Source organism: Paenibacillus lacisoli (assembly GCF_030580655.1).
Lineage (GTDB): Bacteria > Bacillota > Bacilli > Paenibacillales > Paenibacillaceae > Paenibacillus > Paenibacillus lacisoli.
In genome coordinates, this window is record NZ_JAUQTB010000001.1 from 119982 (window position 1) to 135405 (window position 15424).

Consider the following 15424-nt stretch of genomic DNA (forward strand, 5'->3'; position numbering starts at 1 on the left):
TAATTAGAAATTAAGGACTTTGTTCACTGCATCGATGACACGGTTAGGCGTTGGCAGCCATTGGTCCTCGATCAGAGCAAAAGGATAAACGGTATCTGGAGGAGTTACACGCAGAACCGGAGCTTCCAGGTGCAAAATAGCTTTTTCGCTGATTTGAGCAATCACTTCTGCAGCTACGCCGGAGCTCTTTTGAGCTTCCTGTACCACGATAGCACGATTGGTTTTCTTAACCGAAGCTACAATCGTATCGATATCGATTGGGCTGACAGTACGCAGATCAATCACTTCGGCCTTGATACCTTGCTTCTCGAGTTCGTCAGCAGCTTTGACGGAAGTGTGAACCATCATGCCGTAAGCGATAATTGTAACATCAGAACCTTCACGCACAACATTTGCTTTGCCCAGTTCAACAACATAATCTTCTTCCGGAACTTCAGCGCGGAACGCATGATACAGATTCAAATGCTCCATGAAGAATACAGGGTCATTGTCGCGGATCGAGGCGATCATCAGACCTTTTGCATCATAAGGATTGGAAGGGATAACCACTTTGATACCCGGAGTTTGAGCCAAAAGACCTTCCAGGGCATCCGTATGAAGCTCAGCAGCTTTTACGCCGCCACCGTAAGGCGTACGGAATACGATTGGCGCGTTATAGACACCGCCGGAACGATAGCGCAAGCGAGCTGCCTGAACCGCGATTTGGTCCAAAGCCTCAAAGATAAAACCAACGAATTGAATCTCAGCTACAGGACGGAAACCCTGGATGCTCAGACCCACAGCAAGACCCCCGATTGCAGACTCTGCAAGCGGAGTATCAAATACGCGTTCTTCGCCAAATTCTTTTTGCAGACCTTCGGTTGCACGGAATACACCGCCGACATTACCTACGTCTTCACCGAAAAGCAGGACGTTCGGATCGCGTTTCAGTTCGACGCGCAGCGCGTCACGAATCGCTTCTTTCATGTTCATTTGTGCCATTTGATTCATTTCCTCCTTAAACATTCACGGTTCGCGTTACTTTTATATGTGTTGGGCGATGGCCTACACCACCGCCTGATGCAAGGACAAATCTTACTTGAACTCAGCCTTTTGCTCTTCCAGATGCTTAGGCGTCGTTTCGAACATGCTGTCAATCAGGCCGGCTACAGTCATTTTCTCTGTTTTTTCGGCTTTCTTCACTTCTTCATTGACTTTAGCTTTGGCTTCTTCTTTCACACGCTCTGTATCTTCTTCAGTCCAGAGACCTTTTTTCGCCAAATATTTCGCAAAACGAGCAATCGGATCCTTAGCGCTCCATTCGCCCTCTTCTTCTTTGGTGCGGTATTTAGTCGCATCGTCAGACAGGGAGTGTGGACGGAAACGGTAAGTTACAGCTTCGATCAAAGTAGCACCTTCACCGTTGCGGCCGCGCTCAGCAGCATCCTGAACAGCCTTGATAACTGCCAGAACGTCCATACCGTCAACTTTAACGCCTTTGATTCCTGCAGCTACCGCTTTGTGAGCGATCGACAGCGCAGCTGTCTGCTTGGAGAAAGGAGTCGTAATGGCATAGCCGTTGTTCTGAACAAAGAAAATGACTGGCAATTTGTAAACGCCAGCATAGTTCAGGCCTTCATAGAAGTCACCTTCGGAAGAACCGCCGTCACCTGTATATGTAATGACGACTTGTTTTTGTTTCTTGAGCTTGAAGCCCATAGCAATACCCATCGCATGCAGAATTTGTGCACCGATGATGATTTGCGGCATCAGAACGTTCACACCTTCTGGAATTTGACCACCATGCTGATGTCCACGGGACCACAAGAATCCCTGATACATTGGAAGGCCATGCCATACCAGCTGCGGAATATCACGGTAACCCGGCGCAACAAAGTCTTCCTTCTGAAGAGCATATTCACTCCCCACCATAGTCGCTTCCTGACCAGAAACCGGTGCATAGAAGCCAAGGCGTCCTTGGCGTCCAAGGTTTACAGCGCGATCATCCCATGTACGGGTAAATACCATACGGTACATAATTTCTTTCAATTGATCATCTGTCAGTTTAGGCAACAGACTTTTATTAACGATCTCACCTTCCGGGGAGAGCACGGACAGCGCTTCAACTTCCTCCGTGTAAACTTCATAAGGAACCTTGCTCATTGTATTATTCACCTCAACAAAAAATTTGAATATCAAGTTCCGCTGTTATAGAATTATTATACACCTGTTTCATTGCCCGCGTCAAAGAATTAAGCAATATTTTATATGTTTCTTTCACGTTTGTAATATAACAGAGATGTCATAATAGTATAACAGAATAGCTAAAGATGCATTCAAACCCTACTTTTGGACATGCAGATTAATCTTAGCTTATTGTGTTCCTGAATGCAAAATTGTACCCAAGAAAGGTGATTCCTTTATGACGGATGCCCGTTATTTGAAACGAACCATTCTCAAGGACGAAATTTTCAGTACCTACCTTAACCGGACACGGAATCTGCGTATCTATCTGCCGCCAGGCTACAATGAAATCCTTAGTTATCCCGTCGTTTATTGTCAGGACGGGGAGGAATTCTTCAATTTCGGCCGGATTGCAACCCATGCTAACCGTCTGATACTCGATGAAGGCATCGAGCCGTTCATTATTGTAGGAGTGGAAGTGGATACCTCAATCCGCACTCAGGAGTATGCTCCATTCGGCAGTATGTTTAAAGCCTACACCGCCTGCTTTGCAGAGGAGATTATTCCCTATATTGAAGACAAATATCCGATCAGACGCGATGCCAGCGAGCGGATTCTCGCAGGTGATTCCCTTGGCGGCAGCGTTTCGCTCCATCTGGCTTTAATGTATCCGCATCTGTTCCGGCGGGTCATCAGCCTGTCCGGTGCCTTCTATGAGGCCAGCCAGCAGATTTACGCTGAGAAGCACGATCTGTCCTGGTTGTCCGTATGGATGATCGTAGGCCTGCAAGAGACCCAGTTCATCAGCGATACCGGCACTTATGATTTTGTAGAATTGAACAGACAGACCAAAGCCCTGCTGGAAGCCCGAGGTGCCAGCGTGTCGTATGAAGAGAAAGAAGGCCAGCATTTGTGGGGATTTTGGCAAAATCAGCTTCCAGACGCCCTCTCTTACTTCTTAAACCGATCTTAAGCTGTACAACCGACAAATGGAAAGAGATGACTAAAAGGTCGTCTCTTTTTGACAAAAGAACAAAATGTTTGCGCTTTCATAGCTAATTAAGAAATAAACGGCATCTCTGCCGTTCTGTCTTTCGTGCTTCTTGCTGATGTTCACACTAAGTCCTGTAGCGATTATAGCTTTTCTTGCTGAATTTTGTCCAGAAGCTTCCTACAGCCCAGATTAACCAACCGATAGACCTCTTCGAAATTCCCTGTATAATATGGGTCCGGCACCTCTCTCGTTTCCTCTTCAGGGAGAAGATCCATAAATTTGATGATACTCGCTTCCCTTCCGCCTGGCAGCGCACGTAAATTCCTTTCATTCGAATCATCCATACATACTAGATAGTCAAATGAGCCAAAATCAGAGGCAGAAACCTGACGGGCTGTCATACCTGAATAACTGATCCCATAGCTGTCCAGGAGCAGCCGGGTTCCTTCATGTGGAATTTTGCCTATATGCCAATCGCCTGTGCCTGCCGAATCCACTTGAATCTGGTTACTCAGCCCTTCAGCCTCGATCTGATGCCGGAGTACGGCTTCAGCCATCGGTGAGCGGCAGATATTGCCTAGACAAACGAACAAAACAGATATCATATTGAACCTCCGTAAGAATGATCTTGTCCGGAAGTCCCCTGCTCCTTGACTGGAACAGTGCCGATTGACCGGCGGGGAAGCTTCCATTTGTAATAAACCGACAGCATACGGAAAAATACAACGAGGACGAACAGCACCAGCAGCTCAAGTGTTCCCTGTCTCATCCCTAAGCCCACAGCAAGACCGGCCAGTATCGCCCACACTGCATAGATTTCATCGCGAAGGACTAACGGCTTACGCCCTGCCAGCAGATCACGTATAATACCGCCTCCAATTCCTGTCATGACACCTGCTACGATGACTGCGCTAATGGGATGATGCATCTGTACTGCGTAGAGTGCCCCTTGAATAGCAAAAGCCGCCAGCCCGATTGCATCGAACAAGGCCTCCGTCTTCTTCCAGCGTCCGATCCAGACTGCAGGAAGCATAAAAGCAACAGCTACAGAAGCGATTGCCAGCAAAATGAGATTCCCCTGGCTCCATAACGATGTGACCGGGACTCCAATCAGCACATTGCGTATCACCCCACCGCCAAAAGCTGTAACCAGCCCAAGGACAAGCACACCGAGAATATCATACTCTTCTTCCATTGCAACTACGGCCCCAGATAATGCAAACGCTATGGTACCAATAATGCTGAACACTTCAAACAAATGCATATCCACGTTCTTTTGTCCCTCTCCCTACATGATGTCGCAGCCCAGCCAGCTGCAAAGCTAACTGGACCTGTAATGTTTCATAACTGGTTTCATTGTAACGAAAGATGTCAAAATTGTGCAAGCTAATTTCAACCTGTATACTAAAAGTGATATTTATATGAAAATAACTGTGATCACACATCGGCAGGAAGGATGCTAAGTATGTCTTTTACAAGAGCCGTCATTTTTTCAGGAGGAAATCTGTTCCCCGAATCTCTTCAGGAAATTCATGAAACGGATTATGTTATAGGCGCGGATAAAGGGGCGCTTTTTCTGGTTTCCCACGGAGTACGCCCTGATTTGGCAGTTGGTGATTTTGACTCTGTCAGCCAAGAAGAACGTCAACAGATTGAAGAAAAGTGTGGACGTATGATTTCCTGTGACCCTATCCATAAAGATTTGACAGATACTGAGCTGGCCTTGGAACTTGCTTTTGAGGCTCACGCGAATGAAATCCTGATGCTCGGTGTAACGGGTACACGGCTGGACCATACGCTGGCCAACATTCAAATGCTGATCCGGGCAGTCCAGCACCATTCTGTATGTACACTAAAGGACCCTAACAATCTGATCACCCTGACAGCTTCGACCCTGACCATCTATGAGCAGGGCTATACGTATGTCTCTCTTCTTCCTCTGACAGCAGAGGTAACCGGGATTAACCTTGAAGGATTTATGTATCCACTCGAGAATGCCACACTCAAAATGGGACAATCTCTTGGCGTCAGCAATCGGCTGGCAGGACTTGAGGGAAACATCTCAATTCAAAGCGGTCTTTTGCTCGTTATTCAAAGCAAAGACTGAACGTAAAGTTTAAAGTCTATCCTTGTTGATAGTTACATTTTTGTAATCCAATATAATGCTGCTTAAAATGACAAAAACCCTTGGCTGCCAAGGGTTTTTCTTAGGTTTACATATCGTTCCAGATCATATTTTTTAAAAGTTTGTAATTTTAATCATATTTTAATAAACATCAACAAAACCTTGTCCCGCAATGGTTTAATAAATGCCAACCATAATTTAGGTAGTTACAAACCTGTTATACTACGAATCGAACCTGAAAGCAAACGATTTTTGGAGGTATAACATGAAATTTAACACTCTCATCCAAAAAGTAGTCACTGTAGGGTTATGCGCTACAATCGGCTTTGGTGCCGTAAGCATGATTAATGCCCCTGCTGCTCAGGCAGCGACTGCTTCAGTATCATCGACAAAAGGTCAGAATGTCGTCAATTATGGCAAGAAGTTTATGGGAACTCCATATAAATTCGGTGCTTCGACCAATACCACTAAAAACTTTGACTGTTCTTCATTTATGAAGTACATTTTCAAGAAATACGGCGTTAGCCTGCCCCGTACTTCTGCAGCACAGTCAAAAGTCGGCAAGGCAGTTAGCAAAGCTAACCTGAAGCCAGGCGATCTGGTATTCTTCTCCAGTGGCAGCAGAGCCAACGGCAAAAATGTCACTCACGTCGCTGTCTACGCAGGTAACGGAAAAATCCTGCACACTTACGGAAAACCAGGTGTCACAATCTCTAATTTGAACTCTGGCAACTGGAAAAAGACTTACCTGAAAGCACGTCGTGTACTCTAAGTTTAATTCGACATTATCAGGGAGACTGGAACAAGATTCCGGTCTCTTTTTCTTTACCCCGTTTTATCCCTTACGAATCATGTATCCAACACCACGAATGGTTTGAATCCATTTATGTTTACTATTCCGCTCCAGCTTCTGCCTGAGATGCCGGATATAGACGTCTACCACATTGGTATCAATCTGAAAATCATACCCCCAAACATGGTGGAGGATATCTTCTCTGCTGCACACCTGGTCTACATGCCTTGCCAGATAGAGCAGGAGATTATATTCCTTTGGCGTTAGCTCAACCCGTTCATGATTAACCCGCACTTCATGGGACTTAAGATCGATCTGCAGTTTACCCAGTTTGATGACCCGGCCGTTCCCATTCATTTTACCGAAAAGCCGAAGCAGATTATTGACACGAGCGAGCAGTATCTTCATATTGACAGGTTTGGCAACAACATCGTCAGCACCCAGGCTGAAACAATCCACAATTTGTTCCGGTTCCTGCTGATCAGCCAGAATGAGAACTGGGATCCGCCTGCCGTCCCTTTTGGCTTCTTCAATCATCGGTAGGTGAAGCGGATTACGTTTATAGCTTAGAAGCATGTCTACATGCGTATTACGCATAAAATCCAACCCCTGCTCCCCTTCACTAAACCACTCGACTTCATAACCGGCGTCTTTGAGATAAGAAGCTACATCTGCTGCAGAAGAACTATCATCTATAACTAATATCGTTTCACTCAAGGCGATCCCCCCAATGACGTGATGAGGCCTTTTCCGTTCATTACACCATTGACAGTTAGCTAAAACAAGAAATAATCCATTCCAATTTATGAATATGATGGTTTCCCCTCAACTCATAAAAAAGAATGGATTGTTAGCTTCCCCATGATTCGAAGATTCTAGACGAAATAACGATGATAGATCGTTCTCGCTTCACTAATATCCTTGGTCCCATGTACCAAAGCACGCCCATCCGGAAAGATGACCATCCGGTGGCTGGATAGTGTCAGAGAAATGAGGAATGGATTACGCTCAACCACACCCTCATGAAGAGCGTTCAGCTTGCGGTATACTTCCTCCAGATTCAGTTCCACGCGCTGTGCAGGCCGTATTTGTACCGTATCACGGCCGCATAACACGTCTGTTTTACCTAGATTGGCCGCGCTTAGATAGGGATAAGTACGATCTATTCCGCATGATGGACAATCCGGTTGACGTGCCGCATCGACCCCTATGCTGACATACTCGTTCCTCCAGAGGTCAAATGACAACAGCTTACGGCGTATTGTATCCTTGTTGCCGCTGAGCAGCTTCATCGCTTCGGCTGTCTGATTCGCAGTTACCATCTGAACGGCCTGAGGGAGAATGCCTGCTGTATCACAGGTGTCACCTCCCAGAGGAACGCTTCCGAGCAGGCAGTTCAGACATGGGGTTTCTCCAGGGAGGATGGTGTATGTAATTCCGTAGCTGCCGACACAACCGCCGTAGATCCACGGAATCTGCATTTTTTGCGCCATATCATTGATGATCAGACGTGTATCAAAATTGTCTGTGGCATCCATGATCAGATCCACATCCGCTGCTAATTGTTCCAGCTCCTCAATCCGCACATCCATAACATGATGCTCGATCACAATATCAGAATTAATCTCGACCAACCGATTACGGGCAGCTACAGCCTTGGGCACTCGCTCTCTGGCTTCCTGCTCGCTGAAAAGCTGCTGGCGCTGCAAATTGCTCCATTCCACATAGTCCCTGTCTGCAATAACAAGGTGCCCTACACCTGCCCGGGCCAACGTTTCAGCAATCCCAGTGCCAAGTGCTCCTGCACCGACAATAAGCACTTTGGCAGAAGCCAGCAATCGCTGTCCCTCTACCCCAAAAGGTGCAAAACGCTCCTGACGCGAATAACGATCATTAGTTGATTGTTTAGTAGACAAATGCTTCCTTCGGTCTTGCTCAGATCCGGTCAGCGAGTTCGCCTCCCGATTCACTTCACTCATGTTGTAACCATTCCCTCCTGCGGACTGCTGGCAGATGCATAACGTTTAACAGGTATCATACCAGCTTCATAAGCGATTCTTCCAGCCTGTACAGCCAATTTCATCGCCAGTGCCATGGCAGCAGGATTGCTGCTGCCGGATACCGCTGTGTTCAAGAGCACCGCGTCTGCCCCCAGCTCCATTGCATTAGCTGCATCTTTGGGCGACCGGATGCCTGCATCAACAATGACAGGGACCTCCGCCTGCTCAATAATAAGCTCCAGATTAAAGGAATTCAATATTCCTCGCCCTGTACCAATCGGTGAAGCTCCAGGCATAACGGCATGGACACCCAGCTGCTGCAGACGTTTGGCCAATATCACATCGTCTGAAATATAGGGCAGGACAACAAACCCTTCACTGAGCAAGGTTTCACAAGCCTTGTAAGTCTCCAGCGGATCTGGAAGCAGCGTCTGAGCATCTCCGATCACTTCAACTTTGATCATATCACATAAACCTGAAGCTTTGGCCAATCTGGCGATGCGAACCGCTTCTTCCGCAGTGGATGCACCGGCTGTGTTGGGCAGCAATGAGTATCGTTTCAGATCCAGCCTGTCAAGAAAATTCGGCTCACCGATCCGTTCCAAATTTAATCTGCGCACGGCAAAAGTCAATATTTCAGCCTCTGAAAGCTGTACCGCCTCGCCCTGAACATCCAAATCCTTAAATTTACCTGTACCTAATAACAATCTGGACTGAAATTCCCGCTCACCAATTCTAAACATGTTTAACCGCCTCCCACAAAATGTACAATTTCCAGCTCATCACCGTCTTTTAACTGTGCCTCCCCGTGCTGGTCACGAACCAGTATGGAGCGGTTCAGTTCCACGACAACGGTCCTGACTGTAAGCCCAAGCTCCTGAAGGAGTTTCTCGACATTGTTGATGTGTGATGCAAATTCGATTTCTTTACCATTAACAAGCAGCTTCATTCGTTTCACCTCTCCTGCTTACACTGAATATTGGCCGGCCTGTTCTGCGAAAGAAGGATTCCGTACTCTGTCCGGACTAAACGGAGCTAAATCACAGGCAAGCTTCCCTTCCAGCGCACCTGTGATCCAGCGCGAGACGATATCACCGGTTACTGCTGCCAGCAGTATTCCATTCCGATAATGTCCAGCTGCAGCAAATAATCCTTCTACTTGAGAAAGAGGGCCGATATAGGGCAGACCGTCTGCTGTTTTTGGCCTGACACCGGCCCATGCCGAGACAAGCTCAGCCTTCTCCAATCCAGGGAACCAGGCGGCAGCCCGATTTAGCAGCGAGCGTACTCCTTCCACGCTTACACGGGTATCATTCTCTCCAGGGAGGGAGGTGGCCCCGATCCATAACTCCCGTTTTGGCTTAGGAACCAGGTACAGATCGTGAGCATAAACCGTATGCCTCAATTCGATACCCGCTGCTCGGACTGCGACAATTTCTCCTTTTACGGGTTCAAAACTAGCCTCGATACCGGCCGCTCTTAGCAGCTCACCACTCTGCATTCCACTCGCAATCACAGCCTGCTCACAAGCGAGCAAGCCCTGGTCTGTTTCCAGGCCAACCAGTCTACCGCTGACAATGACAGGCTTAATGACTGTCTCCTGACGGATACGTGCACCATAATGCATGGCTCCCTTCAAAAGAGCTCTGGTCAGTTCTCTGGGCAGCAGCTGTAATTCATTGCGGCGGTAAATAGCGCCGGAAATATCATTGCGGAAATAGGGAATCTCCTTCCGCAGACGAACTGAATCCCACCATTCTGTTCCATTTTGCAGACTATCCGGCAAAAAAAGGCCTGCTTCCTCTCTCAGCTTGTCGGCAGATTCTGCATTAAGAGCAGGTGTAACAAAGCCGCTGCAGTTCAATCCGATCGGCGTACCTGTCAATTCTTCCAGTTCACGAACTAAGGAAGGGTAAAGCTCCCGGCTGCGTAATGCCAATCGCTTCAAAGTTTCATTAGCAAAGTGTTCATGATCTGGAGCTAGCATCCCTGCTGCTGCCCCCGAGGCCCCACTTGCTGTGGTAGATTGCTCCAGAAGCAGGACCTTACGGCCTGATTTGGCAAGGTGATAAGCCGCGGAACATCCTATGACACCCGCACCGATAACAATACACTCATAGGTTCGGCCAGAATTTATCTCCACGATGATCCCCCTTATCTTCTTTGTAACTGTGATGTCAAGCAGGTCCGGCTTAGCGATATAGAAGCCTCATCCAGACTCTGACGATATCTGCGAGCAGCTTCCCCAGGATCAGCCGCATCCCAAATGCCTGACAATACAGCAATTCCCGTGGCGCCTGCTTGAAGTACTTCCAATACTCGCTCAGGTGTAATGCCTCCTATAGCGATTACGGGCAAGGAGACGGATGAGCAAATATCCGCGAGAGCCTGCAAACCCCGCGGTTCCGCTCCCGCCTTAGAAAAGGTAGCAAAAATATGACCGTAAAGCACATAAGAAGCACCAGCCGAACAGGCGGCCGCAGCCTCATCCAGGGAATGGACAGAGGCACCAATTCTCAGATGCGGTGCATACTGCCTCACTTCCTTCACCGGCAAACCAAGCGAAGGAAGCTGGACCGCCGATAACCGGTTTACTAGCGCAGCATCAACGCGGTCATTAATTACCAGACGTCTCGGGTTTACTCCTTCGTTCTGCAGTTGTTGAATCAATGCGCACAGTTCCATTGTCGGCTGCTGCTTATCACGCAGATGAATCCAGTCAATGTAAGGCTCAATCTGCTGGATCCGGCTTACCGATTCATGACGGTTTCGCAAACTGGAGGTAATACAATGCAGCTCAGGCTTATTGCCATTGATATCCCGGGCAGCAAGCTCCGTCATCCAAACACCTCTCTTTCTGGATGTCTTCATCTTGTCTTCAGGTCGAAACCCTATTTTAATGACCGCATACAAAAAACCACTTCCTGATGGAAGTGGTTGGTTAATTCTGTACATGCAGCTGCCAGAGCTAAGGCAAAAAGGATCAAGCCTGTGATCGGCCTCCTGCCGGTTGTACAACGGTATCCACTTCCCTACGCTGGTATGATCCAGATCAGGTCCAAAGGGTCCGAAAGTTTAACTTCCGTCTCAGCCGCTTATAGCGACACCCCTAGTGATTCGTATCAAGTTGTGAACATCATATCATATCGTAACATTCATGGAAACCCTTGGTGTTCAGAAATAAAGCCAACTTTAAGCTTGATAGCTTAACTCTGTACTTAGGCTTTTAAGGACCATTCCTCTACATTCCAAGTCTTAGTTACCCAATCTTCATAGAAATCCGGTTCGTGGGATACAAGCAGTACAGTCCCCTTGTATTCACGCAGCGCACGCTTCAGTTCCTCTTTAGCGATGACGTCCAGGTGGTTGGTTGGTTCGTCGAACAGCACCCAGTTGCTCTCCCGCAGCAAAAGCTTGCAAAGACGCACTTTGGCTTGTTCCCCACCGCTCAATGCACTCAACTGGCGTGTAATATGCTCATTTTTAAGTCCGCAGCGCGCTAGATGGGCACGTACTTCATGCTGATTCAGATGGGGGAATTCATTCCACACATCATCAATTGGCGTCAAATTACCTGGACGGACCTCCTGTTCAAAGTAGGCCGGATACAGGTAATCACCGCGATAAATTTTACCGCTGATCGGCTGAATTTTACCGAGAATGGTCTTCAGCAGGGTTGATTTACCGACACCGTTGTAGCCTACAATGGCAATTTTGTCGCCGCGCTCAATGGTCATGGTCATCTTGGGCAGAAGCGGATGAGTATAGCCAATCTCGACATCGATACCTTCAAATACCGTTTTACCGCTGGCTCTTGCTTCTTTGAACTGGAACACAGGCTTAGCTGCTTCTTCAGGCTTGTCGATTCGGTCAATCCGGTCCAGCTGCTTCTCCCGGCTTTTCGCCCGGCCCGAAGTGGAGGCTCTTGCTTTGTTACGCTGAATAAAGTCTTCTTGTTTCTTGATGTACTCTCTCTGTTTCTCATAGGCGTCAATATGCTGGCCTTTGGATATCTCCGCCATTTCTAGAAACTTCTCATAGTTGGCCGAATACCGAGTCAGCTTAGAAAACTCCAAATGATAAATTACATTGACAACTTGGTTCATAAACTCAGTATCATGGGAGATGAGAATAAAAGCATATGGATAGTCTTTAAGGTAACGGGTCAGCCATTCGATATGCTCAACATCCAGATAGTTAGTCGGCTCATCGATCAGCAGAACATTCGGTTTCTCAAGCAGCAGCTTGGCCAATAAAACTTTAGTCCGCTGACCACCGCTTAAAGCAGATACATCCCGGTCCAGACCGATGGCAGAGAGACCTAATCCATTCGCCATTTCCTCGACCTTAACATCAATCAGATAAAAATCACCGATTTCTAGCTGTTCTTGGATTTCACCCATCTCTTCGAGAAGCTTTTCAAGCTCCTCAGGCGTAGCATCGGCCATCTTATCAGTAATTCCCATCAATTCCTTCTCCAGTTCCAGCAGCGGAAGAAAGGCGTCTTTCAGGACATCACGAACCGTTTTACCAGGTGTCAGCTTGGTGTGCTGATCCAGATAACCATAACGGACACGGGGAGTCCATTCCACTTTACCCTCATCTTTCAGCAGCTTCCCTGTCAAAATATTCATTAATGTGGATTTACCCACGCCATTGGCTCCAACCAATCCAACATGCTCTCCGTCCAGCAGACGAAAGGAAACATCCTTGAACAGTGTGCGATCACCAAAATTATGGGATAAATTTTCTACAGTCAATAAGCTCATACGTAAATCCAGGCTCCTATCTTAATGGCTGTGCGCCAATATGGTCTATGGTCGGCTATTTACCTCTCAAAACCCTATTGTAGCATAAGCAGGAGCGGCACTGAAACCACCAATCTTCTGCTGGTGGGAATAACGTTAGCCGTAATCCAACCTCTAATCAAATCATCCATCGGAATCACATCGCCATTCAAAATAACCATGCGACGCAGCTTCACTCCGGCTTACAAATGCTTCCTCGGCCGGAAAAGGCCTTGCACAGGAATCAGAAGCATAATAACGGATACCTGATGCGGGATCTGCACCTGCCCATATGGTTTCCTTTCTGACCAGCCTGCCTCCGCCCATTGCAAAGTTATTATAATAACGGTTACCTACGGGAATCCCTTGTAGAAAAACAAGAATCCCTACATCCTCAATGGAGTTGTACCACTCTTCATCTGGGATAGTCGGAAGCATGAACTGGTAATTCTGAGCTCCGTTTCTTCCTACGGTCGGATGGGATTGGATCACAGTGGCCAAATCCTGTTGGATCCGGTTTACAATTGTTGAACGTCTGACTTGGTGGTACAGAGAGGTGTTCTGAAGCAAAGGGATTGAGGTCGCTCTGCCCGCCTCCGCCTGTTTCCCTTTTAGCCAGCGGCCTGCTGCAGCATCATAAGCTTCAAATTCATCATCCAATGTAAAATGAATCATGTTCCCTTGAGCATCCTGATAAACATAAGGCTTCAGTGCAGACCACACTGGTTTCTTCCGTTTTGTTCCGTCACTTGAAGTCCACTCCTCCTGGCTCAGGATATAGCAGCCCTCATAGTCGACAACCACCAAGGCAGGTATGTAGTCATACAGCTGTCGAAGCAGTGCAGGATTCTCGTCGATACCCATATTCATGGCCAGTGACTTGGTGAAAATATCTAAGGCCATCTCTTTATTCGCCCTCACTTTTTTGCTCGAACCATATCCAGCCTCTTCCTCCAGCCTTTCATTGCGTGACAAGGCAGCGCCTGCATCCTGTACAGCTGTCTGAAGCGCAGATGTATATTTCTCCTCCAGCCATTGTACTTCCCGCTCGTCAGACAGATGGATAGCAGCTATGACAAATATCGGCACGAACACAATGAGGAACAGCAGTCCTAAATCAGTAAGCTTCATTCAATACCATACCCCCGTAGGAGATATATATGGATGAGGCATCTGCTTCCGTTGAAAGCAGCAGCATGCTGCGAAGCGATTCACTCATCGTACGATTTGTGTTGGTAATCCGGACCGAGAAAAAATCATCCGCAGTCATTAAATATCTTCGTTCACCATCTTCAGATACAGAAGAACCAGGGTAAAGCTTCGCAAAAATCTGCGCATTATAATATCCATCGTAGACCGTCTGGTAGCTGCCCTGGAAAGTGTCTGGTTCTGCAGCATCAAGATAATCCGGCACATACTTTAAATGTTGATGCTCCAAGTTTATATCATACAGATTCCCTGTCAGTGCCAGCTCATTGGTAAATTCACTGTACATCAGGGGTGTTATAAAGCCTTTGGTACGAACGGCATCCACGAAACGGGTCACCGCCTGCCGAGCAGCCAGTCTGCTCAGATCGTCCTGACGCTGTGCTGCTTCAGCAGCAGGATAGATGTATAGCAGCATAACGGCAAGCAGAGCTGCAAACACTTTGGAGAGAGAGTTAACCACTAGGTTCCCTCCTTTAAAAAGCGGATCATTTTAATTTCCCCTTGTGAGTCCCTATCGTAACTGATCTTATAACGACTCTGAAGGGACGTAATGGAGACAAGCCGTTCTAACACATTCTCCAAATCCTCATCAGCCTGAATAAAAACACCGTCCACTTCAATGGGCGGCCTGCCGCCCTTCATTACTCTGACGTACATCACTACTTCACCGCTCGTATAATACGACGGAAAGACTGCCTGACTGCTCAATTGGATCCGTCCATCCCTTGCCTCAGCATGTGACCGAAACGTATAAAGGGATTGTTCGAGCCCTCCAGCTGTCTCGAATGAGAACATACAAGCTGTTACGAACAGCAGAAGTCCAGCCGCGGTGAACAGCATATGACTAAGCGCTGAATGCATAGTTAATCAAGATTGGCTGAAGATCAGCCCGCGTACTACATTGGAGCTGTCTTTAACAATCTCGGCTTTAAATTTTCCGCTGGGATTTACATATTCGTTCAACTTCTCATCAAGTGTGTTTTGAAGCCGGCCCAAGCGGTCGTTCGGATTCAGGACGGAACCATACTGATCAGATCCCGCAGAGCTGTTAAGACTGAGCGCGTTGCCGTACCATTGACCTGCCTGGTTTTTGCCTGTAATAATCCGGATGCCAAACTGATCCTTATCTTTAAACTTCCGCAGCGCATTGGTTACCTGCGAGCCGCTGATTGTTGTCCCGTCATACACCGTAAAAGAAGCTTGTGACAGCTCGGTCTGGATGTCGGCAAAGTTATTTTGGGCCGTTTTGGTTGCTTCCTGTGCCGAAATAAATAGAATGACAACAATAGTGATCAGGGCAATCGTCAAAAAAATTCCCGCTGCAACCTTTAAAGCTGTTGATGCATTATTCAT

General features: G+C 47.4%; 18 protein-coding genes and 1 riboswitch. Of the genes, 3 read left to right on the forward strand and 15 right to left on the reverse strand.

Annotated elements, in window-relative coordinates; translation table 11 throughout:
* Positions 1 to 3 precede the first annotated feature (3 nt).
* Both Q5741_RS00580 and pdhA read right to left on the reverse strand, forming a co-directional pair.
* On the reverse strand, positions 4 to 981 hold the full coding sequence (locus tag Q5741_RS00580) for an alpha-ketoacid dehydrogenase subunit beta (RefSeq protein WP_305022101.1): 978 nt from the start codon (positions 979 to 981) through the stop codon (positions 4 to 6).
* Positions 982 to 1074: 93 nt separating this feature from the next.
* A complete protein-coding gene (gene pdhA, locus Q5741_RS00585; protein ID WP_305022102.1) occupies positions 1075 to 2142 on the reverse strand; it encodes a pyruvate dehydrogenase (acetyl-transferring) E1 component subunit alpha in 1068 nt (355 codons plus the stop codon).
* 259 nt (positions 2143 to 2401) lie between these two features.
* On the opposite strand from pdhA, the gene Q5741_RS00590 reads away from it, so the two are divergent.
* Complete coding sequence (locus tag Q5741_RS00590) at positions 2402 to 3136, forward strand: alpha/beta hydrolase (protein WP_305022103.1); 735 nt, start codon at positions 2402 to 2404, stop codon at positions 3134 to 3136.
* Between the two features lie 161 nt (positions 3137 to 3297).
* Here Q5741_RS00590 and Q5741_RS00595 read toward each other — a convergent pair whose 3' ends face one another.
* Together Q5741_RS00595 and Q5741_RS00600 are read right to left on the reverse strand one after the other, a co-directional pair.
* Positions 3298 to 3762, reverse strand: a complete 465-nt coding sequence (locus Q5741_RS00595; protein ID WP_305022104.1) for a low molecular weight protein-tyrosine-phosphatase — start codon at positions 3760 to 3762, stop codon at positions 3298 to 3300.
* On the reverse strand, positions 3759 to 4421 hold the full coding sequence (locus Q5741_RS00600; RefSeq protein ID WP_305022698.1) for a trimeric intracellular cation channel family protein: 663 nt from the start codon (positions 4419 to 4421) through the stop codon (positions 3759 to 3761). The genes Q5741_RS00595 and Q5741_RS00600 overlap by 4 nt, the downstream gene beginning before the upstream one ends.
* Before the next feature lie 201 nt (positions 4422 to 4622).
* Here Q5741_RS00600 and Q5741_RS00605 point away from each other — a divergent pair, with 201 nt between their 5' ends.
* Both Q5741_RS00605 and Q5741_RS00610 read left to right on the forward strand, forming a co-directional pair.
* Positions 4623 to 5264: a thiamine diphosphokinase gene (locus Q5741_RS00605; protein ID WP_305022105.1), complete on the forward strand. Its 642-nt coding sequence runs from the start codon at positions 4623 to 4625 to the stop codon at positions 5262 to 5264.
* A 283-nt stretch (positions 5265 to 5547) separates the two neighbouring features.
* Positions 5548 to 6054 carry a C40 family peptidase gene (locus Q5741_RS00610; protein WP_305022106.1) on the forward strand — a complete coding sequence of 169 codons (507 nt, stop codon included), beginning with the start codon at positions 5548 to 5550 and terminating at the stop codon, positions 6052 to 6054.
* Between the two features lie 63 nt (positions 6055 to 6117).
* On the opposite strand, the gene Q5741_RS00615 is transcribed toward Q5741_RS00610, so the two are convergent.
* The 11 genes from Q5741_RS00615 to Q5741_RS00665 all read right to left on the reverse strand — a co-directional run bounded on the left by Q5741_RS00615 (position 6118) and on the right by Q5741_RS00665 (position 15424).
* Positions 6118 to 6792 (reverse strand): response regulator transcription factor, encoded by a 675-nt coding sequence (locus Q5741_RS00615; RefSeq protein ID WP_305022107.1) that lies wholly within the window; start codon positions 6790 to 6792, stop codon positions 6118 to 6120.
* 158 nt (positions 6793 to 6950) lie between these two features.
* Positions 6951 to 8054, reverse strand: coding sequence for a ThiF family adenylyltransferase (locus Q5741_RS00620; protein WP_305022108.1), 1104 nt, complete (start codon positions 8052 to 8054; stop codon positions 6951 to 6953).
* On the reverse strand, positions 8051 to 8818 hold the full coding sequence (locus tag Q5741_RS00625; RefSeq protein WP_305022109.1) for a thiazole synthase: 768 nt from the start codon (positions 8816 to 8818) through the stop codon (positions 8051 to 8053). Before Q5741_RS00625 ends, Q5741_RS00620 begins: the two co-directional genes overlap by 4 nt.
* A 2-nt stretch (positions 8819 to 8820) precedes the next feature.
* Positions 8821 to 9024, reverse strand: a complete 204-nt coding sequence (thiS, locus tag Q5741_RS00630; protein WP_305022110.1) for a sulfur carrier protein ThiS — start codon at positions 9022 to 9024, stop codon at positions 8821 to 8823.
* An 18-nt stretch (positions 9025 to 9042) separates the two neighbouring features.
* Positions 9043 to 10218, reverse strand: coding sequence for a glycine oxidase ThiO (gene thiO / locus Q5741_RS00635; protein WP_305022111.1), 1176 nt, complete (start codon positions 10216 to 10218; stop codon positions 9043 to 9045).
* 11 nt (positions 10219 to 10229) lie between these two features.
* Entirely contained in the window at positions 10230 to 10916 is a 687-nt protein-coding gene (locus Q5741_RS00640) for a thiamine phosphate synthase (protein ID WP_305022112.1), read from the reverse strand.
* Between the two features lie 171 nt (positions 10917 to 11087).
* A riboswitch (TPP riboswitch) is annotated at positions 11088 to 11196 on the reverse strand.
* A 97-nt stretch (positions 11197 to 11293) separates the two neighbouring features.
* A complete protein-coding gene (locus tag Q5741_RS00645) occupies positions 11294 to 12844 on the reverse strand; it encodes an ABC-F family ATP-binding cassette domain-containing protein (RefSeq protein ID WP_305022113.1) in 1551 nt (516 codons plus the stop codon).
* Positions 12845 to 13006: 162 nt separating this feature from the next.
* Positions 13007 to 13993: a hypothetical protein gene (locus Q5741_RS00650; protein WP_305022114.1), complete on the reverse strand. Its 987-nt coding sequence runs from the start codon at positions 13991 to 13993 to the stop codon at positions 13007 to 13009.
* Positions 13980 to 14531: a hypothetical protein gene (locus Q5741_RS00655; protein ID WP_305022115.1), complete on the reverse strand. Its 552-nt coding sequence runs from the start codon at positions 14529 to 14531 to the stop codon at positions 13980 to 13982. The genes Q5741_RS00650 and Q5741_RS00655 overlap by 14 nt, the downstream gene beginning before the upstream one ends.
* Positions 14531 to 14932, reverse strand: a complete 402-nt coding sequence (locus Q5741_RS00660; RefSeq protein ID WP_305022116.1) for a hypothetical protein — start codon at positions 14930 to 14932, stop codon at positions 14531 to 14533. The genes Q5741_RS00655 and Q5741_RS00660 overlap by 1 nt, the downstream gene beginning before the upstream one ends.
* 6 nt (positions 14933 to 14938) lie before the next feature.
* Positions 14939 to 15424, reverse strand: a complete 486-nt coding sequence (locus Q5741_RS00665; protein ID WP_305022117.1) for an ABC transporter permease — start codon at positions 15422 to 15424, stop codon at positions 14939 to 14941.